This window comes from Streptomyces iakyrus (assembly GCF_000717055.1).
In the GTDB taxonomy this organism is placed as follows: Bacteria; Actinomycetota; Actinomycetes; order Streptomycetales; family Streptomycetaceae; genus Streptomyces; species Streptomyces iakyrus.
Genome location: NZ_JNXI01000016.1, coordinates 234127 through 260448, shown reverse-complemented (window position 1 = coordinate 260448; position 26322 = coordinate 234127). Strand labels below are relative to the sequence as shown.

Sequence of the window (26322 nt, the reverse complement as noted above, 5' to 3'; positions counted from 1 at the left end):
ACAACCGGCCCCGGCCAGGGGGGGGGAGGCCGCCGGGTCTCAGGCGGCCGTGGCCAGTCCCCGGCGCTGGAGCCGGGCCGCCCGGGTGCCGAAGACCGTGATCGCGACGACGCCCAGGACCGCCAGGAGTCCGACCCCGACCGTGCCGGCCCAGCCGCCCGCGTGGAAGGCGATCGCGCCGACCGTGCTGCCCGCGCTGGAACCGATGTAGTACGCGGACTGGTACAGCGCCGAGGCCTGGGCGCGGCCGTGCGTGGCCGTCTTGCTGACCGCGGAGGAGGCGACCGCGTGGCCCGCGAAGAAGCCCGCCGTGATGAGGACCAGGCCCGCCAGGACCAGCGGGAGCGAGCCCGCCAGGGACAGCAGCAGGCCCGCCGTCGTCGTACCGCCCGCCGCGTACAGCGCGCCCCGCCGGCCCAGCCGTCCGACCAGCCGGCCCGCCGTTGACGCCGACACCGTGCCGACCAGGTACACCAGGAAGATCGAGCCGATGACGCCCTGCGGCAGCGAGAACGGGGCCTCGGTCAGCCGGTAGCCGATGACCGTGTACACGCCGCCGAACACCGTCATGAACAGCGCGCCGATCGCGTACAGCCGGCACAGCAGCGGGTCGGACAGGTGGGCGCGGACCGTCCGGGCCAGGACGCGCGGCCGCAGCGAACCGGCCCGGAAGTGCTTCGGGGCGGGAAGCAGCAGCCGGAAGGCCACCGCGCACGCCACCGCGATCACACCGATGACACCGACGGCGATCCGCCAGCCCCATTCCTGCGCGACCCAGCCGGTGATGACCCGGCCGCTCATCCCGCCGACGCTGTTGCCCGCGACGAACAGTCCGATCGCCGTGACCAGCGCCTTCGGGCTGACCTCCTCCGCGAGATACGCCGTCGCCGAAGCGGGCAGCCCGGCGAGGGCGGCGCCCTGCAACGCCCGCAGCGCGATCAGCACACCGAGGGAGGGGGCCAGCGGCACCAGCAGTCCGAGCGTGACGGCCACCGCCAGCGACGCGGTCATGACCGCCCGGCGTCCGAAACGCTCCGACAGGGCGCTCATCGGCAGCACGAACAGCGCCAGTCCGCCCGTCGCGGCGGCCACCGTCCAGCTCGCGTCGCTCGCCGCGACCCCGAACTCGCCGGAGATCAGCGGGAGCAGCGCCTGGGTGGAGTACAGCAGCGCGAAGGTCGCGACACCCGCGAGGAACAGGGCGAAGCTCATCCGGCGGTAGCCGGGGCCGCCCGGGGAGACACGTGCATCGGGGGTGGGGACAGAGGCATCGGCGCCCACGATCGTGGACGCCCCGGTACTGGCGGGAGACATGCCTCGAACCTACGGACGCCGCACTCATCCGTCCAATGCATGGAACGGTCATAATCGTTCCCATGGTGCATCAACCGAGCTCACAGCCCCGCCTGTCACCAAGCAGTGACACAGAAGACAGGGCAGAGATGTCGAAGCTGCTGGCGCCGCGCCTCGCCTACTTCGCGGGCGTCGCCCGCACCGAGCACGTCACCCGCGCCGCCCAGGAGATGAACGTCCCGCAGTCGACCCTGTCCCGGTCCATGGCCCGCCTGGAGCAGGACCTGGGCGTCGACCTGTTCGCCCGGCGCGGCCGCACGGTCTCCCTCACCCCGGCCGGCCGCACCTTCCTCGCCTCGGTCGAACGCGCCCTGGCCGAGGTCGAGCGCGCCGCCGAGGAGGTGCGCGCCGACGCCGACCCCACCACCGGCAAGGTCGCCTTCGGCTTCCTGCACACCATGGGCGCCGAGACCGTCCCGGGCCTCCTGCACGCCTTCCGCGCCGACCACCCGCGCGTCCGTTTCAGCCTCGTCCAGAACTACGGCGAGGCCATGCTGGAACGCCTCCGTGCCGGCGAGCTCGACCTGTGCCTGACGTCCCCGGTGCCGGACGCCCCCGACCTGGTGGCCCGCCGCCTGGACGAGCAGAAGCTGCGCCTGGTCGTCCCCGCCGACCACTCCCTGGCCGGCCGTCGCCGCATCCGCCTCGCCGAGGCCGCGGACGAAACCTTCGTCACCCTGGAACCCGGCTACGGCCTGCGCCGCATCACCGACGACCTCTGCAAGGAGGCCGGCTTCAAGCCCCGCATCGCCTTCGAGGGCGAAGAGGCGGAAACACTGAGGGGCTTGGTGGCCGCGGGCCTGGGAGTCGCCCTCCTGCCGCCGCCGGCCGTCCCGCGCCCCGGGGTGGTGGAACTGACGGTCACGGCACCCCGCGCGGCCCGCGAGATCGGCGTGGCCTGGCTGGAAGGCCACCCGGACACACCGCCGGTAGCAGCCTTCAAGAAGTTCCTGCTCTCAAGAAGGGGCAGCCTGTTGCCGACCTGAAGGGGCGCGGGGAACTGCGCGAGCAACCCACCACAGACCCGCGCCCCGAAAACTACGGGCACCTCAAACGGCGCTACCGTCTCGAAGGACTGAACCCCGCAGCGAGCGGCATCCGCAACCCCAGTGGCGGCGGCGCCGCGAACGCGTCCCGCACGGGCCGCGACACCACCCGCCCGAACAACGCCCCCATCACGAAGTCCTCGGCCAGCGCCAGCACTTCGTCCCGGTACTGATGCAACCCGTGCCCGTCCGCGTGCACTTCGAACCGGCACACGTCCCGGTTCGCCTTCTTCGCCCGCGCCGCCAGCCGGAACGACAGCTCGGGATCCGTCCGCCCGTCGTTCGTGCCGTGCACGATCAGCACTTGGCGCCCGACCAACTGCTTCACCGGTTCGGGTGGCGCCGCGACGTCCTCCTCCGGCAGCCAGGGGGCCAGCGCCAGCACGGAGTTGACGGCGTCATGGCCGCCCGCCCGCAGCCCCGCCCGGCCGCCCATCCCGAGACCCACGAGGCAGACCGGGACGTCTCCGTAGCGCCGTACGATCTCGTCGGCCGCCCAGGTGGCGTCCTGCGCGAGTCGGGCCTCGCTGCCGTTCCAGCCGCGGTAGCGGTAGTGCACCACGTGCGCGGCGAGACCCTCGTCCCGGCCCGCGCGGGCCAGCCGTCGCCCGAGGGCGCGCATGGAGGCGGTCGCCAGCACGGTCGACGGTCTGCGGGCGGAGACCTCGTCACCGCCGGGGAGCAGCAGCACCGCGCCGCTCACCGCCGTCGGCTGCGGACCGAGTGCCCTGCCCAACCGGGCCCTGCGAACCGGCGTCGCTTGGTGTGCCATGACAGAACAGTGTCAGAAGCGCGGGTGTACACGACCCGTCCTCGGGGTCACCGTTACGTATCGACGAAAAAGTAAAGCAGCGGGGGCCGCGCCCTCTACGCGCGTAGGAGTTAGAGTGCGGAAATGACGAGCCAGACCACCGCGAACACCCCGACAACGGACCAGATCCGCCGGGCGCCCAAGGTTTTGCTGCACGACCACCTCGACGGCGGTCTGCGCCCCGGCACCATCGTCGAACTCGCCCGCCAGAACGGCTACACCCAGCTGCCCGACACCGACCCCGAGAAGCTCGGCGTGTGGTTTCGCGAGGCCGCCGACTCCGGCTCCCTGGAGCGCTACCTGGAGACGTTCTCCCACACCGTCGGCGTCATGCAGACCCGCGACGCCCTGGTCCGGGTCGCCGCCGAGTGCGCCGAGGACCTGGCCGCGGACGGCGTCGTCTATGCCGAGGTGCGCTACGCCCCCGAGCAGCACCTGGAGGGCGGCCTCAGCCTCGAAGAGGTCGTCGAGGCCGTCAACGACGGCTTCCGGGAAGGGGAGCGGCGCGCACGCGAGAACGGACAGCGCATCCGCGTCGGCGCGCTGCTCACCGCCATGCGGCACGCGGCCCGCGCTCTGGAGATCGCCGAACTCGCCAACCGTTACCGCGATCTGGGCGTCGTCGGCTTCGACATCGCCGGTGCCGAGGCCGGCTACCCGCCCACCCGGCACCTCGACGCCTTCGAGTACCTGAAGCGCGAGAACAACCACTTCACCATCCACGCCGGGGAGGCCTTCGGGCTGCCCTCCATCTGGCAGGCCCTGCAGTGGTGCGGCGCCGACCGGCTGGGGCACGGCGTGCGGATCATCGACGACATCGAGGTCCACGAGGACGGCCGGGTCGAACTCGGGCGGCTCGCCTCCTACGTCCGGGACAAGCGCATCCCACTGGAGCTGTGCCCGAGCTCCAACCTCCAGACCGGGGCCGCCGCCTCGTACGCCGAGCACCCCATCGGGCTGCTGCGCAGGCTGCACTTCCGCGCCACGGTCAACACGGACAACCGCCTGATGTCCCACACCAGCATGAGCCGGGAATTCGAGCACCTTGTCGAGGCATTCGGATATACGCTCGACGACATGCAGTGGTTCTCAGTCAATGCGATGAAATCAGCTTTCATTCCTTTCGATGAACGGCTGGCCATGATCAATGACGTCATCAAGCCCGGGTATGCCGAGCTGAAATCCGAATGGCTGTTCCGTCAGACCGCTTCCACCAGCGGTTCCGCGGCTTCGGAGGGCTGATCCGGCGGCGATCGGCGCACGGGGAATGCGGACGGTGTTCACAAGCCGTCCGCATTTCGATGTTTGCGGCGGGCGGCGCCGAATGATTACGGTCGCCGCACCGCTCACACACCCCGCCATTCCATTGCGAGGACGCATTTTCATGAAGCAGTCTGCTGCCAAGTCCCTCGGTGTCGCCGCTCTCGGTGCCGCCTTCGCCGCTGCCGGTGCGGGCGCCGCCAACGCCGCTCCGGCCGTCCCGGACACCGCTCAGGCGCTGGAGACCGTCACACAGGCGCTCCCGGCGGAGCAGCTCTCCCACACGCTGCCGGCGGGCTCGGGTGAGGCGGTGGGCCAGGGGCAGAGCCTGGCCGGTACCGGTCTCGCCGCCGCCCAGCCGGTCGCCGGGCAACTGCTCGCCCAGGGCCCGACCGGCCCGGCCGCGAAGCTGCTCGGCGGGCTCCCGGTGAACGGCCTTCCGGTCGCCTGACCCTCCCGCCGAGGCGGACGCACACGCCGATGGGGCGCACCCGCACGGGTGCGCCCCATCGGCGTTCTTTTCACGGGTGTTACCAGGCCGCACTGGCCTTGCCGTGGACCTTGTCCTCCGAGGGCAACAGAATCCACAGCGCGATGTACAGCAGGAACTGGGGGCCGGGCAGCAGGCACGAGACGAGGAAGATCACGCGCATCGTCGTCGCGGAGGTGCCGAAGCGCCGTGCCAGCGCGGCGCACACTCCGCCGATCATGCGGCCGTGGGTGGGGCGGGCGAGGCGGGACATGTGCGACTCCTTCAACGTCGGTGTGCGTGGGGCCTCTCGTCCGAGTACCCCATCTGCACTCCACGCTACGGAGACGAAGGGGGCAAAGCGTCGCTCCACGGGGCGATCCCGACCCTGGGAATCGTCGGGGTCCGACCCTGAGCCGGCTCCTCCGGGGGGAGGGGCGCACGCAGCACGCGGGCGGCGGTACGGCGGCGCAGCCAGGAGCGGCCCGCCGGGACCACCGCGAGATGCGCGAGGGCCACGCCCACGGTGTTCAGGAACAGCGAGTCGACGTCGACGACCTGACCGGGCACACCGGTCTGCAGCAGTTCGATGCCCCACGACAGCAGGGCGGCGGCCGCGACGGTGCGCAGCAGGGACGCCAGCGGCGAGACGGCCAGCCTGCCGCTCACCACCGGCAGCAGCACACCCAGCGGGGCGAGCAGCGCCAGCTTCTCACCGATGTGGCGGACCGCTTCCGGCCAGCCCAGAGCGAGGTCGGCTCTGATCCCGGCGAACGGCCGCAGATTGGCCGGCATCACCCAGGGCACGTCCAGCGGCCGCAGCGTGAACCAGGCGACGAACGCGAGGTGGGCGACGAGGAGGACACCCCCTGTCACACGGATGCGGAACGCGGCGCTGCCGCCGATGGAGCCTTGACGCTGCACGCCCCCCTAGACGCGGCCTCCGGCAGGATCGGTTCCGGGAGAGGCCCCGACAGGCCTGTGAGGCATGCGCCACAACCCGTCCGGGTCACTCCCCGGCCACGCCCTTCGACGGCGGTTCCGTGCTGCCCGGCCGGGCCCGCACCTCGTCCGTGCACTCGTAGCGGCGCGGTGCCTCGGCGCCGGGCCCGCCCAGGACCACCGAGCCGTCCCCCTCGGCCGCCGCCGAGTCGGAGAAGGTGCAGACGATCTGCGCCAGGGCGTACGAGGTGAGTCCGGCCGGTGCCGTGCTCAGCCGCAGCGTGTCCTCCGGGTCGCCGGGGCGCGGCCCGCCCACGGTGATGCCGTCGCGGACGTCCGTGCTGTAGCCGGCTTCCTTCTCGGCGGCCGACGGCGGTGTGGCGAGCTGGTCCAGCAGGCCCTGCGCGACGAGCATGCGCCGCTCGGAGTCGGCCGTGCCGTCCGGGACCCGCACCGTCCGGTCGACGGTCACCAGCGCGGACCCGCACAGCAGGAACACCTGCACCGGCAGCCCCCGGGCCGCCTGCGTCGAGACGTCCGGCTCGGAGAGCGAGCACTGCACCCGCGAGGGCGCGGGCCCGAAGTTCGTCGGCACCTCCGTGGCCCGGATCCCGCAGCCCGCCAGCAGCACGGCGAGCGCCGGAACGGCCATCAGACGCGGCACGGCCGCGAGACGGGCGGTCATCACGCGTCCCCCTTCAGGTCGCCGCCCTGGGGCCGGTCGGTGTCGCTCCCGGGCGTCGGACCGTCCTCGGCGGACTGCTCCTCCGCGGGGGACGTGCCGCGCGGGAGCCGCAGGGTGAACACCGCGCCGGAGTCGGGCGAGTTGGCCGCGGTGATCTCACCGCCGTGGATGTGGGCGTTCTCCAGCGCGATGGACAGACCCAGGCCGCTGCCCTCGGAACGCGGCCGGGAGGCGCTGGCCTTGTAGAAGCGGTCGAAGACGTGCGGCAGGACGTCCTCGGGGATGCCGGGCCCGTGGTCCTGCACCTCGATGACGATCGAGTCGTCCGCCTCCCGCACCGACACCCGTACCGGGGAGCCGCCGTGCTTGAGCGCGTTGCCGATCAGGTTGGCCAGGATGACGTCCAGGCGGCGCGGATCCAGCCGGGCGTGCAGACCGCGCTCGGCGTCCAGCTCGACCGCGTCCAGCCAGGCGCGGGCGTCGATGCAGGCGGTGATCTGGTCGGCGATGTCGACGTCGTCCAGGACCAGCCGGGCGGTGCCCGCGTCGAAGCGGGTGACCTCCATCAGGTTCTCGACGAGGTCGTTCAGCCGCCGCGTCTCGCTGACCACCAGCCGGACGGCGGGCTCGATCATCGGGTCCATGCTGCCGGTCTCCGCCTCCAGCTCCTCCTCCAGCACCTCCGTGACGGCGGTGATGGCGGTGAGCGGCGTGCGCAGCTCATGGCTCATGTCGGCCACGAACCGCCGGGACGCCTCGTCCCGGGCGGCCATGTCGGCGACCCGCTTCTCCAGCGCCTCGGCCGCGTTGTTGAACGTCCGGGACAGATCGGCGAGTTCATCCGTCCCGGACACCCGCAGCCGGGTGTCCAGCTTGCCCTCGCCGAGCCGCCGCGCGGCCGCCCCGAGCCGCTGCACCGGCTTCAGCACCGTCGTCGCCGCGGCCTGCGCGAGCAGCGCCGAGCCGATCAGCGCGAGGCCCGTGGCGATGCCCAGCGACCAGGCCAGCGAGTTGAGGTCCTTCGCCTCCGGCTCCAGCGACTTGAGCATGTACCCGGTCGGCCCGCCGCCGATCACGCGCGTACCGGCCACCAGGTACGGCGTGTCGTGGTCGACTATGCGCTGCCAGTACAGGTGGTACGGCTGCTTGTTGCCGCCGTCGACCTTCTGCGCCTTGTTCACGGCCGTGCGCAGCGAGACCGGCACGTCGCGCAGCGAGAAGCCGCTCAGGCCGCCGGAGCTGCCGTACACGGTCCGGCCCGCGGTGTCGCGGCCGACCAGCAGCACACTGAAGCGCTGGTCGCTGCCCGCCATCTGGCCCGCGGTGTGCTGGAGCTCGTCCTGCGTCGGACGCTCGGGCAGCGCGGCCGCCCGGTTCTGCATCTCCTGCTCGAAGTCGCGCAGCACGGCGTCCTGGGTGCGGGTGAGCACGGCCTCGCGGTTGAGCCAGTACGCGATCGCGGACGCGGACACGGCGGCCGTCAGGGCCACCAGGCCGAAGACGACGACCAGCCGCAGCCGCAGGCTGGTGAAGCGCAGCCGCGACAGAACTCCCTTGCGCGCCCCGGTCCAGCCGCGGGCCCCCCCTTGGTGCGCCTGGGTCACTGAGGCGCGTCCAGCCGGTAGCCGACACCCCGCACGGTACGGATCAGCGTCGGGGACGACGGCACGTCCTCGACCTTGGCGCGCAGCCGCTGGACACACGCGTCCACGAGCCGCGAATCGCCCAGGTAGTCGTGCTCCCACACCAGCCGCAGCAGCTGCTGCCGGGACAGCGCCTGGCCCGGCCGCCGGCTCAGCTCCAGCAGCAGCCGCAGCTCGGTCGGCGTCAGCTGGAGGTCCTCGCCGTTCTTCGTCACGGTCATCGCCGAGCGGTCGATGACGAGGCTGCCGAAGCTCGCCGCGTCGTTCGACTCCCGCTCGCCACGCCGCAGCACGGCCCGGATCCGGGCGTCCAGCACCCGGCCCTGCACCGGCTTGACGACATAGTCGTCGGCGCCGGACTCCAGCCCGACCACCACGTCGATGTCGTCGCTGCGCGCGGTCAGCAGGATGATCGGCAACTGGTCCGTGCGCCGGATGCGCCGGCACACCTCGAACCCGTCGATGCCGGGCAGCATCACGTCCAGCACGATCAGATCCGGCCGCTGCTCGCGCAGGAGCTTCAGACCGTCCTCACCGCTGGCAGCGGTCGCCACGCGGTGACCCTGGCGCGTCAGTGAGAGCTCCAGGGCCGTCCGGATGGCGTCGTCGTCCTCGATCAGCAACAGGGAAGGCACGCGCTCATTCTGGCCCATGGAGGGGTCGGGGTTCGACCGGTGGGGCCCACTCGGTGCCGCCGGTACCGCCGACGCGTGTGCGCGGCCTGTGGCCGGCCTGTGGCCGACCCCTGTGACAGGTCTGTGACAGTCGGCGGACACGGCCATGAAAGTGCCGCGGCAAGCTTTTCGGCACAGGCAAGGAAGCCCGCCCGAACAGGCGGGCCGCACACCGGAAGTCCACGACGGGGGGCGCGAGATGAACACGCTGCACGGCATCAGCACCAGCGCAGTTGTCACGCGTCTGCACGACGTGCACAGGGGTTCCGAGAAGTCCGGTGCCGTGAGCGGGCGGGGGTGCGCTCGCGGCGCCGGGCGTCAGCACACCGCGTTCATGACGGTGGTTGACGCATCCACGGGGGAGAGTAAGGGGACGGGGGCGGCTCACGGGGGAGCCGCGTACGGGGAGGGCTCGGGGGAGCGCCGTTCGCTGACGGAGGCGGAGTTCACCGCCTACGTCCAGGAGCGCCGCGCCTCCCTGTACGCAACCGCCTACCACCTCACCGGCGACCGCTTCGAGGCCGAGGACCTGCTGCAGAGCGCGCTGTTCTCGACCTACCGGGCGTGGGACCGGATCAGCGACAAGGCCGCGGTCGGCGGATACCTGCGCCGCACCATGACCAACCTGCACATCAGCGCCTGGCGGCGCCGCAAGCTCAACGAGTACCCGACCGAGGAACTGCCGGAGACGCCCGGCGACACGGACGCGATGCGCGGCACCGAGCTGCGCGCCGTCCTGTGGCAGGCGCTGGCCCGGCTGCCCGAACTCCAGCGCACCATGCTGGTCCTGCGCTACTACGAGGGCCGCACGGACCCGGAGATCGCGGAGATCCTCGACATCAGTGTCGGCACGGTGAAGTCCAGCATCTGGCGGTCGCTCCGCCGGCTGCGCGAGGACGAGGTCCTCAGCTTCGGCCGTGACGAGGAGGACGCCTTCGGCGAGCTCGTCGCCTGAAGGCCGGGGGGGAGCACCACAAGGGGGCCCACGGGGGAACCGTACGGACGCTGGGGGGCGTCTTCGCGGGAGAGTGGGGACTCGGGGGAGGACCACGGGGGAGCACAGGAGCGGGACTGGAGGGCCGGGGGGTCCGTCCAGTCCCGCTTTCCTTTGTGCTCCGGCCCCCTGCGACCGGGCCGCAGGCTAGGCCGCCGTACGGAGGCTCGCGCACCGGCCGGCCGCAGCCGCGGCCAGCCGGCCCATCGCCTCGTCGCGGTCGCAGGCGTACGCGCCCAGTGCCGTCTGGCGGGCGACGATCGTGCGCTCCTCCCGCATCAGGCGCCAGCCGCGGCGCAGCAGGAACGGCACCGACTTGCGGCCTTCCCTCAGATCCCGCAGGAAGCGGCGGCGGAACGTCTTCACCGGGCCGCGGCTCAGGCACAGCGCGTCGGCCAGGACGCCGAGTTCACGGCAGCGCGTGACGATCTCCGCGGCGAAGATGCCCTCCGCGATGAACAGCGGGGTCCGTCCGATGTCGACCGTCTCGGCGCCGGTGCGGGCGCTGAGCGAGAGGTCGTAGACGGGAACGTCCGTACGGCCCGTGCGGCACAGCCGGGTGATCGCGGCGACGGCCGTGTCCGCGTCCCACGAGTCCGGATGGTCCCAGTCGATGTCGGAGCTCTCCGGCACGAGCGGCAGCGTCGGGTCGTCGCCCTCCTTGTAGAAGTCGTCGAGCCGCAGCACCGGGAGGCCGGAGCGGGCCGCGAGGAGGGACTTGCCGGAGCCGGAAGGGCCGCAGAGCAGCACGACTCGCGTCGATATGGGCAGTGGAGAACTCACGGGACACCAGTGTGAGGCATCCACCGGGGGCCGTACGACCCCGCGGGTCGTCTTTGATGCGCGCGTCACATCTCAACTACCCTTCGTGTCGTTCTGATTACTCACAGCGTCAAAAGGTGGCAGTGATGGCCCGACACGACTCACCCAAGAAGCCGACCGCCCAGCGTGCCCTGGCCGTCCTCGTGACCGCGGGCATGGCGCTGGGAGCGGGCGCGGCGACGGCCGCGGCGGGCACCGGCTCGGTCCTGGACATGGTCCACACCTCCCTGGGGAAGACCGACCCCCGGGCCGGCCTCCAGGCAGCGAGCGACACCCTCGCCTACACCACCGGCACGGTCACGGGCCTCAAGCCCAATCCCCTCGCCGGAACGGGAGTCGACCCGCTCGACAACAGCGTCGGCACCGAGGTCGCCGACTTCAAGCCGATGACGTCCCGTGAGGTGACGGGGCCGGTGGCCCAGGCGCCGTCGATCGGAGGCATGCCGGTGGTGGAGCGCCTGAACGAGCCGCTCTCGCGGTAGTTCATCGCTACCCGGGCTTCGAGCGGTACCGGCATCCGGGGCGCCGCGCACACGGAGAAGCCCCGGCCCTCCCGGACGGAGGAGGGCCGGGGCTTCGGCCTGTGAGGGGTGGCTCGGTGCGACCGGCTCAGTACGACGAACCCGACGCGCCCAGCGAGCCCGTGGGGTGCCAGACCGTCTTCGTCTCCAGGAACGCCGTCATGCGGTCGGTGCCGGGCGTCTGCGTGTAATCCACAGGCTGTGGACGGAGAACCCGCTTGAGGTTGTCGGCCGCGGCGATCTCCAGCTCCTTCGCGAGGACCTCGTCGGCGCCCGCGAGGTCGATCGCGTTGACGTCCTGGTGGGCGGCGAGCGGGGCCGCGATCTCCGCCGTGCGGCCCGACAGGACGTTGACCACGCCGCCGGGGACGTCCGAAGTGGCCAGGACCTCGGCCAGGGACAGGGCGGGCAGCGGGGCGTTCTCGCTGGCCACCACCACCGCCGTGTTGCCCGTCGCGATCACCGGGGCGAGCACCGACACCAGGCCCAGGAAGGACGACTCCTGGGGTGCCAGGACGGCGACCACGCCCGTAGGCTCGGGGGAGGACAAGTTGAAGAACGGGCCCGCGACCGGGTTGCCGCCGCCGACCACCTGGGCGATCTTGTCGGTCCAGCCCGCGTACCAGACCCAGCGGTCGATCGTCGCGTCCACGACCGCCGCGGCCTTGGACTTCGACAGCCCCTCCGCGTCGGCCACCTCGCGCACGAACTGGTCGCGGCGGCCCTCCAGCATCTCGGCGACCCGGTAGAGAACCTGACCGCGGTTGTACGCCGTCGCCCCGGACCATCCGCCGAACGCCTTGCGCGCCGCGACGACCGCGTCACGGGCGTCCTTGCGGGAGGACAGAGGCGCGTTGGCCAGCCACTTGCCCTTCGAGTCCGTCACCTCGTACACCCGGCCGCTCTCGGAACGCGGGAACTTCCCGCCGACGTACAGCTTGTAGGTCTTGAACACCGACAGTCGTGCATCAGACATCGAGGTACGCCTCCAGGCCGTGGCGGCCGCCCTCGCGGCCGAAGCCCGACTCCTTGTAGCCGCCGAACGGCGACGTCGGGTCGAACTTGTTGAACGTGTTGGACCAGACGACACCCGCGCGGAGCTTGTTCGCGACCGCCAGGATGCGCGAGCCCTTCTCCGTCCAGATGCCGGCGGACAGGCCGTACGGCGTGTTGTTGGCCTTGGCGACCGCCTCGTCCGGCGTGCGGAACGTCAGCACCGACAGCACCGGGCCGAAGATCTCGTCCCGGGCGACGGTGTGCGCCTGGGTGACGTTCGTGAACAGCGTCGGGGCGAACCAGTAGCCGCTCTCGGGCAGTTCGCACGCCGGGGACCAGCGCTCGGCACCCTCCGCCTCGCCCTGCTCGACGAGCGAGGTGATGCGCGTGAGCTGCTCCTCGGAGTTGATCGCGCCGATGTCGGTGTTCTTGTCCAGCGGGTCGCCGAGGCGCAGCGTCGACAGACGGCGCTTGAGGGAGTCGAGCAGCTCCTCCTGGATCGACTCCTGCACCAGCAGGCGGCTGCCCGCGCAGCAGACCTGGCCCTGGTTGAAGAAGATGCCGTTGACGATGCCCTCGACAGCCTGGTCGATCGGAGCGTCGTCGAAGACGATGTTGGCGCCCTTGCCGCCCAGCTCCAGCGTGACCTTCTTGCGCGTGCCCGCGACCGTGCGGGCGATCTCCTTGCCGACGGCCGTGGAGCCGGTGAAGGCGACCTTGTTCACCTCCGGGTGGGACACCAGCGCGGCGCCGGCGTCGCCGTAGCCCGGGAGGATGTTGACGACGCCCTTGGGCAGGCCCGCCTGGCGGCAGATGTCCGCGAAGAACAGCGCCGACAGGGGGGTGGTCTCGGCCGGCTTCAGGACGACCGTGTTGCCGGTCGCGAGGGCCGGGGCGATCTTCCACGCCAGCATCAGGAGGGGGAAGTTCCAGGGGATGACCTGGCCTGCCACGCCCAGCGGCCTCGGGTTCGCCCCGTAGCCGGCGTGATCGAGCTTGTCGGCCCAGCCCGCGTAGTAGAAGAAGTGCGCGGCGACCAGGGGCAGGTCGGCGTCGCGCGTCTCCTTGATCGGCTTGCCGTTGTCCAGGGTTTCGAGGACGGCGAGCTCGCGGGAGCGCTCCTGGATGATGCGGGCGATACGGAAGAGGTACTTCGCGCGCTCCGCGCCCGGGAGCGCCGACCACTTCTCGAAGGCCCGGCGCGCGGCCTTCACCGCGCGGTCGACGTCCTCGGAACCGGCCCGGGCGACCTCGGAGAGGACCTCCTCGGTGGACGGGGAGACGGTCTTGAAGACCTTGCCGTCCGCCGCTTCGACGAACTCGCCGTCGATGAACAGGCCGTACGAGGGCGCGATGTCGGCGATCGCGCGAGACTCGGGGGCCGGGGCGTATTCGAATACCGATGCCATGGTGATCAGTCCACCGTCACGTAGTCGGGACCGGAGTAGCGGCCGGTGGCCAGCTTCTGGCGCTGCATCAGCAGGTCGTTCAGCAGCGAGGAGGCGCCGAAGCGGAACCAGTGGCTGTCCAGCCAGTCCTCGCCCGCCGTCTCGTTGACCAGCACCAGGAACTTGATGGCGTCCTTGGAGGTGCGGATGCCGCCGGCCGGCTTCACACCGACCTGGATGCCGGTCTGGGCGCGGAAGTCGCGGACGGCCTCCAGCATGAGGAGGGTGTTCGCGGGAGTGGCGTTCACCGCGACCTTGCCGGTGGAGGTCTTGATGAAGTCCGCGCCCGCCAGCATCCCGAGCCAGCTCGCGCGGCGGATGTTGTCGTACGTCGAGAGCTCGCCCGTCTCGAAGATGACCTTCAGGCGGGCCGATGTCCCGCAGGCCTCCTTCACGGCGGTGATCTCGTCGTACACCTTCAAGTATCGACCCGAGAGGAACGCCCCGCGGTCGATGACCATGTCGATCTCGTCGGCGCCCGCGGCGACGGCGTCACGGACGTCGGCCAGCTTGACGTCCAGCGCGGCGCGGCCGGCCGGGAACGCCGTGGCCACCGAGGCGACCTTCACGCCGGAGCCGGCGACGGCCTCCTTGGCCACGGACACCATGTCGGGGTAGACGCAGACCGCCGCCGTGGACGGCGTCGTACGGTCCGTCGGGTCGGGCTTGACCGCCTTCGCGCCGAGCGCCCGGACCTTGCCCGGGGTGTCCGCGCCTTCGAGCGTCGTCAGGTCGACCATCGAGATGGCGAGGTCGATGGCGTACGCCTTGGCGGTCGTCTTGATCGAACGGGTGCCGAGCGAGGCCGCACGGCCTTCGAGCCCGACCGCGTCGACGCCGGGGAGCCCGTGGAGGAAGCGGCGCAGCGCGCTGTCGGACGCGGCGACGTCCTTGAGGGGGTGAGCTGCGGTGAGTGCAGAACTGGGCATGGTCACCAGACGAGCATATCTACGCGCGTAGCGGCTGTACAGCCCCCCGGTTTCTCCCGGGGTGGATCCGGCGGTCGTGCTCGGGCGCGGGGTGACGTGGGGTGACGTGGGGGACGTGGATGAGGGACGCGCGGACCGGTCCGGCAGAATCGAGACATGACGAGCCCCGATTCCCAGGCGCCGACGCCGCCGCCCGCGGAGCCCGAGTCCAAGGACCGGGTGTACCGGTCGGCCCCGGCCATCGCCGGTGGTGTGATGCTGCTCGGCATCGCCGGATGGCTCGGCGTCGACGCAGTGATCTCCGGGGAGGGGCGCACGCCGTGGCTAGCGCTCGCCCTGCTGCTCCTCGTCGTGCCGTTGGTCGTCGCCTTCACCCTGCGCCCGGCCGTGTACGCCGGCGACGACCGGCTGCGGATCCGCAACCCGTTCCGCATCGTCGTCGTGCCCTGGGGGCAGGTCGCCTCGCTGCGCTCCGCCTACTCGAACGAGGTCCTCACGGAGTCCGGTGCGAAGTACCAGCTGTGGGCCGTGCCGGTGTCGCTGCGCGCGCGCAAGAAGGCCGCGCGGCGGGAGATGCGGGCGACGGCGCAGGCGCGGCGGCAGACGGGGCGGGACGAGGGCCGCGGCAGCGTGCTCGGCACGACCGAGGGGCTGCGGCACGGCTTCAGCCGGGAGCCGCTGTCGGACGGGCCCGTGCGGGCGGAGACCGACCGCATCATGGACGACCTGCGGGGGCTGCACGAGGCGCGGCGGCAGGCGGAGTCGGCGCGGGGCGAGGTGACGGTGCGGTGGGCGTACGAGGTGCTGGCGCCGGCGGTTGCGGGGGCTGTGTTGGTGCTGATTCTTGTGGCACTGGGGTGATGGATCGGCCGGTGCTGGTGCCGCGGGGCTGACGGCCCGGCGGTTTTGGGGCTGGGCTGACTGGCACGCCGGTGTTGGTGGCGCTGGGCTGGCTGCCCTGCCGGTTCTGGTGGGCTGATGCGCCTGCCGGTTGGGGTGGCGTTGGGCGCCTGAGTGGTTCTGCGGGTGCTGGGGTGGCCCGCCCCGCCGGTTCTGTCGGGTGCCGGATTCCGGGCGTGCTTCGCCTCGTTGAAAACCGGTGGAGCCGGTGTGCTCCCCGAGCCTGGGTTCGGGGCATGAGCACCCGCACCTTTCGTGTCACCGTCCGAGGCGTTTTCGACGGGCTGAGTGCCGACCAACGGGCCGGGCTGCTCGCAAGGGCCGCTGAGCACGACGTGCTGCGCGCGGCCTTCACGCCCGAAGGGAGCCTCACGTACGACGTGGCCCTGCGGCCCGCCTTCACGTTCCGCTTCCTGGACTCCGGGGAGGCCGAGGAGGACATCCTGGAGGCGACCGAGCGGGCCGAGGAGTCGGCGCGGGCCTGGCTGGAGCAGCGCGGGTACGGCTACAAGAACCTCAGGTCCAGCGCCGAGGACCTCTCCCAGGCGCCTCTCGGCAAGCGGCGGCGGCGGGAGGCCGCCCGGAAGAGTTCCTGAGCCCTCGGCGGGGAGCGGCGGTGCGGGCCCTGGGCCTCAGATGCCCGCCGCCGTGGACAGGTCGCGCTTGATCGACTCCAGCAGCGCCGTCGCCTTGGCGCGGGCCGCCGGGAGGTCCTCGTGCGACCCGACCGGGACCACGACCTCCAGGTAGCACTTCAGCTTGGGCTCCGTGCCACTCGGGCGGACGATCACCCGGGCGCCGTCGAGGGTGTAGCGCAGACCGTCCGTGGGCGGGAGCTCGGCCGTGCCCTTGGTGAGATCGTCGGTACGGATGATCGGCAGGGCGGCCAGCTCCGTCGGGGGCTGCTCGCGCAGGCGCCTCATCGCGGCCGCGATGAGGGAGAGATCCTCGACGCGGACCGAGAGCTGGTCCGTCGCGTGCAGGCCGTGCTCCACCGCCAGGTCGTCCAGCAGGTCGAGGAGCGTGCGCCCCTCCTCCTTGAGCTGTGAGGCCAGTTCCGTGATCAGCAGCGCGGCGGTGATGCCGTCCTTGTCACGTACGCCGTCCGGGTCCACGCAGTAGCCGAGTGCCTCCTCGTAGCCGTAGCGCAGGCCCTCGGCGCGGGCGATCCACTTGAAGCCGGTGAGGGTCTCGACGTGCGGCAGGCCCGCCTTCCCGGCGATCCGGCCGAGGAGGGACGACGAGACGATCGACTCCGCGAAGGTGCCGGTCGCTCCGCGGCGGACCAGGTGGGCGGCGAGCAGGGCGCCGACCTCGTCACCGCGCAGCATGCGCCAGTCGGTGCCGTCCTGGACGGCGACGGCGCAGCGGTCCGCGTCCGGGTCGTTGGCGATGATCAGGTCCGGGGCGGTCTCGCAGGCGCGTGCCGTCGCGAAGGCCAGGTCCATCGCGCCGGGTTCCTCCGGGTTGGGGAACGCGACGGTCGGGAACTCCGGGTCGGGATCCGCCTGCTCGGCCACGAGGACCGGTGCCGGGAAGCCGGCGCGGGCGAAGGCGGCCAGGAGGACGTCCTTGCCGACGCCGTGCATCGCCGTGTACACCGTGCGGGCGGTGCGGGGGGAGCCCTGGGACAGGACGGCGTCCGTGCGGGCGAGGTAGGCGTCGAGGACGCTGTCGTCGAGGGTGTCCCAGCCTTCGGTGGGGCGCCGGACCGTGGTGAGGGACGGGACGGCGGCGATCTCCGCCGCGATGTCGATGTCCGCCGGGGGGACGATCTGGGAGCCGTCGCCGAGGTAGACCTTGTAGCCGTTGTCGCGGGGCGGGTTGTGGCTGGCGGTGACCTCCACGCCCGCGACCGCGCCGAGGTGCCTTATCGCGAAGGCGAGCACGGGGGTCGGCAGGGGGCGGGGGAGGACGGCCGCGCGCAGGCCGGCGCCGGTCATGACGGCGGCGGTGTCCTGGGCGAAGTCGTGGGACTTGTGGCGGGCGTCGTAGCCGATGACGACGAGGCCGCCGGCCTGGCCCTGCTTCTTGAGGTACGCGGCGAGGCCGGCGGCGGCGCGGATGACGACCGAGCGGTTCATGCGCATGGGGCCGGCGCCGAGTTCGCCGCGGAGGCCGGCGGTGCCGAACTGGAGGGTGCCGCTGAACCGGGCGGCGAGTTCGGTGTGGTCCTCGGCGTCGATGAGGCGGGCGAGCTCGGTGCGGGTTTCCGGGTCGGGGTCCTCGGTGAGCCACGCCTGGGCCTGTGCGATGAGTTCTTCGTGCACGGTGTGGTGTCAGCCTCTCCGGTGTGGTGGCGTGCGGTGTGGTTCTGCCTGCGGCGTGGCGGGGGTGCGCGTCTTCGCCTGACGGTGGGTGGTGGGTCGGGGCCGCGTCGGGGGGTGTCCGTCCTCGGAACGGCGCGATGGGGTTGCGTACCGACTAACCGTCCGTCGACGCGCCAACCGCTGCGGGCGGACACCCCCCGACACGGCCCCTTCTCGCCGTACGCGGCTGCGGGATCGCCCTTCCGAGGCGGCCGGGGATGCGTCCCCTTCTCGTCGTGGGCGGCCGCGGCGGCTTTCTCGCGCGGGCGACTGCAACCCCCTGGGGGCGCGGGGAACTGCGCGACCGGCCACTACGGGCCCGCAGCCGCCGGACGACCTGCGGAAGCGTCCCCTTAGAGGCGGCCCAGGACCTGAGCCAGCAGGGAGCCCATGCGCGTCGCGGAGTCGCGGCCCGCCTGGAGGACCTCCTCGTGGTTCAGGGGCTCGCCCGTCATGCCCGCGGCGAGGTTGGTGACGAGGGAGATGCCCAGGACCTCGGCGCCCGCCTCACGTGCGGCGATGGCCTCCAGGACCGTCGACATGCCGACCAGGTCCGCGCCGATGACACGGGCCATGCGGATCTCGGCCGGCGTCTCGTAGTGCGGGCCGGGGAACTGGGCGTAGACGCCCTCCTCCAGCGTGGCGTCGACCTCCTTGCACAGGGCCCGCAGGCGCGGGGAGTACAGGTCGGTCAGGTCGACGAAGTTCGCGCCGATGATGGGGGAGGTGGCGGTGAGGTTGATGTGGTCGCTGATGAGGACCGGCTGGCCGGGGCGCATGCCCTCGCGCAGGCCGCCGCAGCCGTTGGTGAGGACGACCGTCTTGCAGCCGGCCGAGACGGCGGTGCGGACGCCGTGGGCGACCGCGGCCACCCCGCGGCCCTCGTAGTAGTGCGTACGGCCCAGGAAGACCAGGGCGCGCTTGTTGCCGATCCGGTACGAGCGGATCTTGCCTCCGTGGCCCTCCACCGCCGGCGGCGGGAAACCGGGGAGCTCGGTGACCTGGAACTCGGCCTCGGGGGCGCCCAGCGCGTCCACGGCCGGGGCCCAGCCGGAGCCCATCACGAGGGCGACGTCGTGGGTCTCGGCGCCCGTCAGTTCGCGCAGGCGGGCCGCGGCGGCGTCGGCGGCCGCGTGGGGGTCGCCCTGGATGTCGTCCGGAAGAAGAGATGCGTTCACGCGGATGAGGGTAGCCGCTGTTTGCCTACGCGCGTAGATGGCAGAGCTCACGGGGTGGCGATCGTTGTCTTGTCGTTTCCGACGATGCGGCTCGGGCGGGCGGCCCTCAGCAGGGGCGCTTGCGGAGTTCCATCACGTAGTCGTGGGGCGCGCCGGCCGACTCGGCCGCGTCGGCGATCTCGCCCAGGTAGCGGGCGGAGGGCAGGCCGCCCTCGTAGGCGTTCAGGGCGAAGGCCCAGGCGGTGTCCTCACCGTCCAGGGTGTGTACCCGTACGCGCGTACGACGATAGATGTCGAGGCCCACGCCCTCCCAGCGGTCCAGCGACTCCTCGTCCATCGGGGCGATGTCGTAGAGCGAGACGAAGACCTGCGAGAGGGGGTCCTCGACGATCGTCGGCAGCGCGCCCTCCCAGCCCATGTGCTCGCCGCCGAAGGTCAGTCGCCATCCGTTCAGCCAGCCGGTGGCGCGCAGCGGCGAGTGCGGGGCGCGGCGGGACATCAGCCGCGCGTCGAGGTTGCCGGCGTACGCGGCGTAGAGCGACATGGGGGAAGGGTACGGCAGGTGGTCCGGCGTCACTCGTGTAACGACAGGCGTGTAGGCGGGCCCCCGGGCGGTGTCACGTTGTTGCGTGCGGGACAATGGAGTACGTGACTCGGATCGTGATCATCGGTGGCGGACCCGGCGGATACGAAGCGGCGCTGGTGGCCGCCCAACTCGGCGCGGAGGTGACCGTCGTCGACTGCGACGGTCTGGGCGGGGCGTCGGTGCTCACCGACTGCGTACCGTCGAAGACCCTGATCGCCACGGCCGAGGTGATGACCACCTTCGACTCCTCGTACGAGGAGCTGGGGATCATCGTGGCCGACGACACCCCGCACATCGAGCAGGCCGCCCGGGTGGTGGGCGTCGACCTGGGCAAGGTCAACCGGCGTGTGAAGCGGCTCGCGCTCGCCCAGTCGCACGACATCACCGCCTCCGTGACGCGGGCCGGGGCGCGTGTCATGCGCGGGCGCGGGCGGCTGGAGGGCATGCAGGCGCTCGACGGGTCGCGCAAGGTCGTCGTGCGCACCGCCGACGGGAGCGAGGAGACGCTCATCGCTGACGCCGTCCTCATCGCGACCGGCGGGCACCCCCGTGAGCTGCCAGACGCCCAGCCGGACGGTGAGCGGATCCTGAACTGGACCCAGGTGTACGACCTCGACGAGCTCCCCGAGGAGCTCATCGTGGTCGGGTCCGGTGTGACCGGTGCCGAGTTCGCCGGCGCCTACCAGGCGCTGGGTTCGCGGGTGACGCTCGTGTCCTCGCGGGACCGCGTGCTGCCGGGCGAGGACCCGGACGCGGCCGCCGTGCTGGAGGACGTCTTCCGGCGGCGCGGCATGAACGTCATGGGCCGGTCCCGGGCGCAGTCCGCCAAACGGGTGGGGGACCGGGTCGAGGTGACCCTCTCCGACGGGCGCGTCATTACCGGGTCGCACTGTCTGATGGCCGTCGGTGCCGTGCCCAACAGCGCCGGCATGGGTCTTGAGGACGCCGGGGTCCGGCTGCGCGAGTCCGGTCACATCTGGACCGACAGGGTGTCGCGCACGACCGCTCCTGGCGTGTACGCGGCCGGTGACGTGACCGGCGTGTTCGCCCTCGCGTCCGTGGCCGCCATGCAGGGACGTATCGCCATGTACCACTTCCTGGGCGACGCGGTGGCCCCGCTGAACCTGAAGACGGTCTCGTCGAACGTCTTCACCGACCCCGAGATCGCCACCGTCGGCTACACCCAGGCCGACGTCGACGGCGGGAAGATCGACGCCCGGGTCGTGAAGCTGCCGCTGCTGCGCAACCCGCGCGCGAAGATGCAGGGCATCCGGGACGGCTTCGTCAAGATCTTCTGCCGGCCGGGCACGGGCATCGTGGTGGGCGGTGTGGTCGTGGCGCCGCGCGCCTCGGAACTGATCCACCCGATCTCGATCGCGGTCGACAACAATCTGACGGTCGAACAGATCGCGAACGCCTTCACCGTCTACCCGTCCCTGTCGGGCTCGATCGCCGAGGTGGCACGGCAGTTGCACACCCGCAAGGAGAACGGCCACGGCTGAGGCCGAAACGGGCTCCTCGCTGGTCACGGGGAGTGTTCGACCATGCGTACGGCATAGGCGGCGGGACTAGGCCTTATACCACTTCCTGCTGCTCGGTGCGAACATCTTCTGCTATTCAGCGCAAACTGCTGAAAGCAGACGGTCGCTGGCGTTACTGTCAGTTTCGTGTTCGCTGCAGAACGTCGCCAATTGATCCTCGAAATGGTGCGAGCCAACGGGGCCGTGTCGCTCCGTGAGCTCGCCCGCGTCGTCCAGACCTCCGAAGTGACCGTACGGCGGGACGTGCGCGCGCTGGAGGCAGAAGGACTCCTCGACCGCCGGCACGGCGGTGCGGTACTGCCGGGCGGTTTCACGCGGGAGTCCGGCTTTCCGCAGAAGTCTCATCTCGCGACCGCCGAGAAGACCGCCATCGCCGACCTCGCCGCGAACTTCGTGGAAGAGGGGGAGGCGATCGTGGTCGGTGCGGGTACGACGACCCAGGAGCTGGCGCGCCGGCTGGCCCGGGTGCCCGGGCTGACCGTCGTGACCAACTCATTGCTGGTGGCCCAGGCGTTGGCCCATGCCAACCGGGTCGAGGTCGTGATGACCGGCGGTACGCTCCGCGGTTCGAACTACGCCCTGGTCGGCAGCGGTGCCGAGCAGTCCCTGCACGGGCTGCGGGTGTCGCGGGCGTTCCTGTCCGGAGCGGGGCTCACCGCCGAGCGGGGGCTGTCCACGTCCAACATGCTGTCGGCGTCCGTCGACCGGGCGCTGGTGCAGGCGGCCGCGGAGGTCGTGGTCCTCGCCGACCACACCAAGCTCGGCACCGACACCATGTTCCAGACCGTGCCCACGGATCTCATCACGCGCCTCGTCACCGATGAGCCGCCCGCGCACGACGACCGTGCCGCCACGGAACTCCAGGCGCTTGCCGACCAGGGCGTGCAGATCGCCGTGGCCGGGGGGCAAGGGGGTTCGGCGGGGTCGGGTGCGGGTGCGGGGGGTCCGGGGGGTGATGCGGTTCCGGCGCGTCAGCAGCGTCGGGACGTGCCGGTGCCGGGGCCTCGGCGGCAGGTGCCAGGGGGTGGGGGCGGGTTGCGCTCCACGACGATGCTGGGGGACCAGGGGCCCGGGGCCGAGCGGGCCCGGGTGGCGGACCTGCGGCGGCGTTGACGCCGACGGCGGGGTGAGCCGCGGTTGCTTTTCAGGCCCCGGCGTTGTCGCTGACGCCGGGTGGGTCCGCGACCCGGCGCAGCGAGGTGCCGGGCCGTTGTCGCTGAGGCCGGGTCGGTCCGCAGCCCGGCGGTTCGGAGTGCCTCCCCCAAGCTCTCGGCTTCGCTCGAGCAGGGGGACCCCAACGCCCACCCGTGCCGCCCCCAGCGGCACGCATGCCCGCAGCTGGGGCAGAGCGCGCCCGCACCCACCGTCGGACGCAAGGGGACGTGTCGGGGGGTGTCCGCCCGCAGCGGTTGGCGCGTCGACGGACGGTTAGTCGGTACGCAACCCCGTCGCGCCGTTCCGAGGACGGACACCCCCGGCGCGGCACCGGCCCACCCCCGAGGGGTGGGCGCCGCGCCAGGGGTGGGGTGTCAGTCCTTGATCTCGCAGATGGCCGCGCCCGACGTCACCGACGCGCCGATCTCCGCGCTCAGGCCCTTGATGGTGCCCGACCGGTGCGCGTTGAGGGGCTGCTCCATCTTCATGGCCTCCAGGACGACGACCAGGTCGCCCTCCTTGACCTCCTGGCCCTCCTCGACGGCCACCTTGACGATGGTGCCCTGCATCGGGGAGGCGAGGGTGTCGCCGGAGGCCACCGGGCCCGACTTCTTCGCCGCGCGGCGCTTCGGCTTGGCGCCCGCCGCGAGACCCGTACGGGCCAGGGACATGCCCAGCGACGACGGCAGGGAGACCTCGAGGCGCTTGCCGCCCACCTCGACGACGACCGTCTCGCGGCCCGGCTCCTCGTCCGCCTCGGCGTCGGCCGGCGCGGCGAACGGCTTGATCTCGTTGACGAACTCCGTCTCGATCCAGCGGGTGTGGACCGTGAACGGGTCGGACGAGTCCGTCAGCTCGGGCGCGAACGCCGGGTCCCTGACGACCGCACGGTGGAACGGGATCGCCGTCGCCATGCCCTCGACCTGGAACTCCTCCAGCGCGCGGGCGGCCCGCTGGAGGGCCTCCTTCCGCGTGCGGCCGGTGACGATCAGCTTGGCCAGCAGGGAGTCCCACGCCGGGCCGATGACCGAGCCGGACTCCACACCGGCGTCCAGACGCACACCCGGGCCGGACGGCGGGGCGAACGTCGTGACCGTGCCGGGAGCGGGCAGGAAGTTGCGGCCCGGGTCCTCGCCGTTGATGCGGAACTCGAAGGAGTGGCCGCGCAGCTCCGGGTCGCCGTAACCGAGCTCCTCGCCGTCGGCGATACGGAACATCTCGCGCACGAGGTCGATGCCGGCGACCTCCTCGGTGACCGGGTGCTCCACCTGGAGGCGGGTGTTGACCTCCAGGAAGGAGATCGTGCCGTCGAGGCCGACGAGGAACTCGACCGTGCCGGCGCCGACGTAGCCGGCCTCCTTCAGGATCGCCTTGGAGGCGGAGTACAGCTCCTCCATCTGCGCGTCGGACAGGAAGGGGGCCGGGGCCTCCTCCACCAGCTTCTGGTGGCGGCGCTGCAGCGAGCAGTCACGGGTGGAGACGACGACCACGTTGCCGTGCTGGTCGGCCAGGCACTGGGTCTCCACGTGCCGGGGCTTGTCCAGGTAGCGCTCGACGAAGCACTCGCCCCGGCCGAACGCGGCGACGGCCTCACGGACCGCCGAGTCGTACAGCTCCGGCACCTCTTCGAGGGTGCGGGCGACCTTCAGACCGCGACCGCCACCACCGAAGGCGGCCTTGATCGCGATCGGCAGGCCGTGCTGCTCGGCGAACGCGACGACCTCGTCCGCACCCGAGACCGGGTCGGGCGTGCCGGCCACCAGCGGGGCGCCGGCGCGCTGCGCGATGTGCCGGGCGGCGACCTTGTCACCCAGATCGCGGATGGCCTGCGGTGGCGGGCCGATCCAGATCAGGCCCGCGTCCAGGACCGCCTGAGCGAACTCGGCGTTCTCGGAGAGGAAGCCGTAGCCGGGGTGGATCGCGTCCGCGCCCGACTCTCGGGCGGCGCCCAGCACCTTCTCGATGTCGAGGTAGCTGGTGCCCGGCGTGTCACCGCCCAGGGCGAACGCCTCATCCGCGGCGCGGACATGCAGAGCGTCCCGGTCCGGGTCGGCGTAGACGGCCACGCTCGCGATACCGGCATCCCGGCAGGCCCGGGCCACGCGGACAGCGATTTCGCCACGGTTGGCGATGAGCACCTTGCGCACGATTGAGGCTCCCTCCTTGAAACAAGCCGAGTTTAGGGACTGCCGACACGACACTTCGACCCGTCCCCAGTGGTGAGCTTGCCCACACGGAGCGTGATGCGTGGCTCGCTCGACCCGTGAAATCCCTTGTCGCACCGCGGTCCGCAGTAGTCCTCCGGCAAACCCTAGCCCTCTCCTGTGGTCAAGGTCTCTGTCATCACGTGCTGCGGGCCACTCGGTTTCTTTGTGGAGTCCCTACGAATGGCCCAATGATTCTTTGCCGGCCGCCGGACCCTTGTCCCCCGGTTTACCCGTTAGTAGCCTCGCGGTGTCTTCGAGGGAAGAGGGTGGGCCCGGTGATACGCAGGCCGGTGGCGTGGGTCGTGGCGGTGGTGCTGTTCGCCGAGGCGTTCGGAGTCGCCGCGCTCAACTGGTTCCTGGGGGTCGTCGTCGACCGGCAGGACATGTCGCTGGCAGGGCTGGACCCGCACATGATGTCGGTGTCGTCGAAGATCGGCGGGGTCGCCTTCGGCCTCTACTTCGCGCTGTGCGGCCTGGTCGCCCTGCTCGTGGCGCTGCGGGACCGGCCCCCGGCCGGCTTCGGGCGCGTGCTGCTGATCAGCGCGGCGGTCGTGCACGCCCTGCTGGGCGCGTTCACCTGGGGCCTCGTCGGCTGGACCGCGTTCCTGTTCATGGTGCTGGTCCTCGCCCTGATCGTGCTGCTGCTGATGACGTACGACCGTCCGGCGGAGCCCGCCGACGCCACGCCCGCGGGCGGGAAGAGCGGCGACGGATCTCCCGTCACTTCTCCGCCTGCGCCCACAACTCCGTGATACCGACGCCCAGTTCGGCCAGCAGCCGCCTCAGCAGGGGCAGGCTGATGCCGATGACGTTGCCGTGGTCGCCGTCGATGCCGTCGATGAACGGGGCCGAGCGGCCGTCCAGGGTGAACGCCCCGGCGACGTAGAGGGGTTCTCCCGAGGCGACGTAGGCGGCGATCTCCTCCTCGGAGGGGTCTCCGAAGTGGACGACCGTGGAGGCGGTGGCGGAGACGTAGCGGCCGGTGAGCGTGTCGTAGACGCAGTGGCCGGTCTGGAGGGTGCCGGCGCGGCCGCGCATGGACTTCCAGCGGGCGGTGGCCTCCTCGGCGTCGGCGGGCTTGCCGAGGGCCTGGCCGTCCAGGTCGAGTACCGAGTCGCAGCCGATCACGAGCGCGCCCTTGACGTCCGGCCGGGCCGCCACGACGGACGCCTTCGCCTCGGCCAGGGCGAGCGCCAGCTCGGCGGGGGTGGGGGCGGTGACGGCGTCCTCGTCGACGCCGCTCACGATCACCTCGGGGGCGAGGCCGGCCTGGCGGAGCAGTCCGAGCCGGGCGGGGGACTGGGAGGCGAGGACGAGTCGCCTGCGGCGCTGAGCAGTCATGCAGTCAGGTTAGTCAAACGGGTGAGGTCCCCTCACCTCACACCGATCACCAGCATGGCCACGAACATGGCCAACGCCATGAGAACGCCCAGCCGCCGGAGCATGTCCTGCATGTCGCGGAGTTCTTTCGGCGGTTCGTTCTCGGGGTCGGACCACAGCATGAGTCCAGCGTGCGGCTCGGCGGGGCGGGGCGCCTGAGTAGGGGTACTCAAATCGGCGCCCCGCGTTGTTCCGCCGTGCGCGGTTCCCCGGCCCCTGGGGGCCGGGGCGGGGGGCTCTAGCCCGGCCAGTAGGTGCGGCCCCACGCCGTCGGCCCGGGCTGGGGCAGGCGGTGGGACGCGATGCGGGACGGGTCGGACCAGGAATCGCGGGACGTCGGCGCGCCGGGCGGGGCGGCTGCCGCCGCCGCGGCGCGCGCCCTGACCACCGCCAGGGCGGCGGCCAGCTCCTCCGGGGTCGGGTTGCCCCGTACGACCTTGATCGTCATGTGGGCCTCCTGGGCTCGCTGATGG

At 71.8% G+C, this 26322-nt stretch carries 27 protein-coding genes and 1 pseudogene; 10 read left to right on the top strand and 18 right to left on the bottom strand.

What is annotated here, in order from left to right; translation table 11 throughout:
• Positions 1-39: 39 nt before the first annotated feature.
• Positions 40-1314 carry an MFS transporter gene (locus OO68_RS25845; protein ID WP_033311378.1) on the bottom strand — a complete coding sequence of 425 codons (1275 nt, stop codon included), beginning with the start codon at positions 1312-1314 and terminating at the stop codon, positions 40-42.
• 62 nt (positions 1315-1376) lie between these two features.
• On the opposite strand from OO68_RS25845, the gene OO68_RS25840 reads away from it, so the two are divergent.
• A complete protein-coding gene (locus OO68_RS25840; RefSeq protein ID WP_033311376.1) occupies positions 1377-2339 on the top strand; it encodes a LysR family transcriptional regulator in 963 nt (320 codons plus the stop codon).
• Positions 2340-2412: 73 nt separating this feature from the next.
• Here OO68_RS25840 and OO68_RS25835 read toward each other — a convergent pair whose 3' ends face one another.
• Entirely contained in the window at positions 2413-3171 is a 759-nt protein-coding gene (locus OO68_RS25835; RefSeq protein WP_033311374.1) for an alpha/beta hydrolase family protein, read from the bottom strand.
• A gap of 123 nt (positions 3172-3294) precedes the next feature.
• On the opposite strand from OO68_RS25835, the gene OO68_RS25830 reads away from it, so the two are divergent.
• Positions 3295-4452 carry an adenosine deaminase gene (locus OO68_RS25830; protein ID WP_033311372.1) on the top strand — a complete coding sequence of 386 codons (1158 nt, stop codon included), beginning with the start codon at positions 3295-3297 and terminating at the stop codon, positions 4450-4452.
• Positions 4453-4594: 142 nt separating this feature from the next.
• Entirely contained in the window at positions 4595-4921 is a 327-nt protein-coding gene (locus tag OO68_RS25825; RefSeq protein ID WP_033311370.1) for a hypothetical protein, read from the top strand.
• 79 nt (positions 4922-5000) lie between these two features.
• On the opposite strand, the gene OO68_RS25820 is transcribed toward OO68_RS25825, so the two are convergent.
• From OO68_RS25820 to afsQ1, 5 genes are all read right to left on the bottom strand, one after another.
• A complete protein-coding gene (locus OO68_RS25820; protein WP_033311368.1) occupies positions 5001-5213 on the bottom strand; it encodes a PspC domain-containing protein in 213 nt (70 codons plus the stop codon).
• A 65-nt stretch (positions 5214-5278) separates the two neighbouring features.
• The gene (locus tag OO68_RS25815; protein ID WP_033311366.1) at positions 5279-5863 is read right to left on the bottom strand and encodes a VanZ family protein; all 585 of its coding nucleotides are present in this window, start codon (positions 5861-5863) and stop codon (positions 5279-5281) included.
• 85 nt (positions 5864-5948) lie between these two features.
• Positions 5949-6566, bottom strand: coding sequence for a hypothetical protein (locus OO68_RS25810; RefSeq protein WP_033311364.1), 618 nt, complete (start codon positions 6564-6566; stop codon positions 5949-5951).
• Positions 6566-8170, bottom strand: a complete 1605-nt coding sequence (locus tag OO68_RS25805) for an ATP-binding protein (RefSeq protein WP_033311362.1) — start codon at positions 8168-8170, stop codon at positions 6566-6568. The genes OO68_RS25810 and OO68_RS25805 overlap by 1 nt, the downstream gene beginning before the upstream one ends.
• Positions 8167-8844 (bottom strand): two-component system response regulator AfsQ1, encoded by a 678-nt coding sequence (gene afsQ1 / locus OO68_RS25800; protein WP_053675520.1) that lies wholly within the window; start codon positions 8842-8844, stop codon positions 8167-8169. The genes OO68_RS25805 and afsQ1 overlap by 4 nt, the downstream gene beginning before the upstream one ends.
• 238 nt (positions 8845-9082) lie before the next feature.
• Here afsQ1 and OO68_RS25795 point away from each other — a divergent pair, with 238 nt between their 5' ends.
• A complete protein-coding gene (locus tag OO68_RS25795; protein ID WP_033311361.1) occupies positions 9083-9838 on the top strand; it encodes a SigE family RNA polymerase sigma factor in 756 nt (251 codons plus the stop codon).
• 186 nt (positions 9839-10024) lie between these two features.
• Here the strand turns inward: OO68_RS25795 and OO68_RS25790 are convergent, their stop codons facing one another.
• A complete protein-coding gene (locus OO68_RS25790; RefSeq protein ID WP_078625448.1) occupies positions 10025-10729 on the bottom strand; it encodes a uridine kinase family protein in 705 nt (234 codons plus the stop codon).
• A gap of 56 nt (positions 10730-10785) precedes the next feature.
• Here OO68_RS25790 and OO68_RS25785 point away from each other — a divergent pair, with 56 nt between their 5' ends.
• Positions 10786-11181 carry a hypothetical protein gene (locus OO68_RS25785; RefSeq protein ID WP_033311358.1) on the top strand — a complete coding sequence of 132 codons (396 nt, stop codon included), beginning with the start codon at positions 10786-10788 and terminating at the stop codon, positions 11179-11181.
• A gap of 127 nt (positions 11182-11308) precedes the next feature.
• On the opposite strand, the gene OO68_RS25780 is transcribed toward OO68_RS25785, so the two are convergent.
• From OO68_RS25780 to deoC, 3 genes are read right to left on the bottom strand one after another with little or no spacing between them, the layout of a single operon-like run.
• A complete protein-coding gene (locus OO68_RS25780) occupies positions 11309-12196 on the bottom strand; it encodes an aldehyde dehydrogenase family protein (RefSeq protein WP_033311357.1) in 888 nt (295 codons plus the stop codon).
• On the bottom strand, positions 12189-13625 hold the full coding sequence (locus tag OO68_RS25775) for an aldehyde dehydrogenase family protein (protein ID WP_033311356.1): 1437 nt from the start codon (positions 13623-13625) through the stop codon (positions 12189-12191). The genes OO68_RS25780 and OO68_RS25775 overlap by 8 nt, the downstream gene beginning before the upstream one ends.
• A gap of 5 nt (positions 13626-13630) precedes the next feature.
• Positions 13631-14593 (bottom strand): deoxyribose-phosphate aldolase, encoded by a 963-nt coding sequence (gene deoC / locus OO68_RS25770; protein ID WP_033311355.1) that lies wholly within the window; start codon positions 14591-14593, stop codon positions 13631-13633.
• A gap of 156 nt (positions 14594-14749) precedes the next feature.
• Between deoC and OO68_RS25765 the strand changes: the two genes are divergently transcribed.
• Positions 14750-15454, top strand: coding sequence for a PH domain-containing protein (locus OO68_RS25765; RefSeq protein WP_033311353.1), 705 nt, complete (start codon positions 14750-14752; stop codon positions 15452-15454).
• A gap of 275 nt (positions 15455-15729) precedes the next feature.
• Entirely contained in the window at positions 15730-16089 is a 360-nt protein-coding gene (locus tag OO68_RS25760; RefSeq protein WP_033311351.1) for a DUF6204 family protein, read from the top strand.
• A gap of 36 nt (positions 16090-16125) precedes the next feature.
• On the opposite strand, the gene OO68_RS25755 is transcribed toward OO68_RS25760, so the two are convergent.
• The 3 genes from OO68_RS25755 to OO68_RS25745 all read right to left on the bottom strand — a co-directional run bounded on the left by OO68_RS25755 (position 16126) and on the right by OO68_RS25745 (position 19524).
• A complete protein-coding gene (locus OO68_RS25755; protein ID WP_033311349.1) occupies positions 16126-17763 on the bottom strand; it encodes a phospho-sugar mutase in 1638 nt (545 codons plus the stop codon).
• A gap of 392 nt (positions 17764-18155) precedes the next feature.
• Positions 18156-18980: a purine-nucleoside phosphorylase gene (locus OO68_RS25750; protein ID WP_031110318.1), complete on the bottom strand. Its 825-nt coding sequence runs from the start codon at positions 18978-18980 to the stop codon at positions 18156-18158.
• 106 nt (positions 18981-19086) lie between these two features.
• A complete protein-coding gene (locus OO68_RS25745; RefSeq protein ID WP_033311347.1) occupies positions 19087-19524 on the bottom strand; it encodes a gamma-glutamylcyclotransferase family protein in 438 nt (145 codons plus the stop codon).
• A gap of 86 nt (positions 19525-19610) precedes the next feature.
• Here OO68_RS25745 and OO68_RS25740 point away from each other — a divergent pair.
• Positions 19611-21068: pseudogene (locus OO68_RS25740) on the top strand (NAD(P)H-quinone dehydrogenase); the annotation flags it as partial.
• 165 nt (positions 21069-21233) lie between these two features.
• Complete coding sequence (locus tag OO68_RS25735) at positions 21234-22220, top strand: DeoR/GlpR family DNA-binding transcription regulator (RefSeq protein WP_078625447.1); 987 nt, start codon at positions 21234-21236, stop codon at positions 22218-22220.
• Between the two features lie 416 nt (positions 22221-22636).
• On the opposite strand, the gene OO68_RS25730 is transcribed toward OO68_RS25735, so the two are convergent.
• Positions 22637-24409, bottom strand: coding sequence for an acetyl/propionyl/methylcrotonyl-CoA carboxylase subunit alpha (locus tag OO68_RS25730; protein WP_033311341.1), 1773 nt, complete (start codon positions 24407-24409; stop codon positions 22637-22639).
• Between the two features lie 335 nt (positions 24410-24744).
• Between OO68_RS25730 and OO68_RS25725 the strand changes: the two genes are divergently transcribed.
• A complete protein-coding gene (locus OO68_RS25725; RefSeq protein WP_033311634.1) occupies positions 24745-25221 on the top strand; it encodes a hypothetical protein in 477 nt (158 codons plus the stop codon).
• On the opposite strand, the gene OO68_RS25720 is transcribed toward OO68_RS25725, so the two are convergent.
• From OO68_RS25720 to OO68_RS25715, 3 genes are all read right to left on the bottom strand, one after another.
• Entirely contained in the window at positions 25190-25810 is a 621-nt protein-coding gene (locus OO68_RS25720; RefSeq protein ID WP_033311339.1) for a Maf family protein, read from the bottom strand. The two genes, OO68_RS25725 and OO68_RS25720, sit on opposite strands and share 32 nt — an antisense overlap.
• Before the next feature lie 32 nt (positions 25811-25842).
• A complete protein-coding gene (gene mmpB, locus OO68_RS48330) occupies positions 25843-25971 on the bottom strand; it encodes a morphogenic membrane protein MmpB (RefSeq protein WP_255961279.1) in 129 nt (42 codons plus the stop codon).
• A gap of 116 nt (positions 25972-26087) precedes the next feature.
• Complete coding sequence (locus OO68_RS25715) at positions 26088-26297, bottom strand: acyl-CoA carboxylase epsilon subunit (protein WP_033311337.1); 210 nt, start codon at positions 26295-26297, stop codon at positions 26088-26090.
• Between the last annotated feature and the right edge of the window lie 25 nt (positions 26298-26322).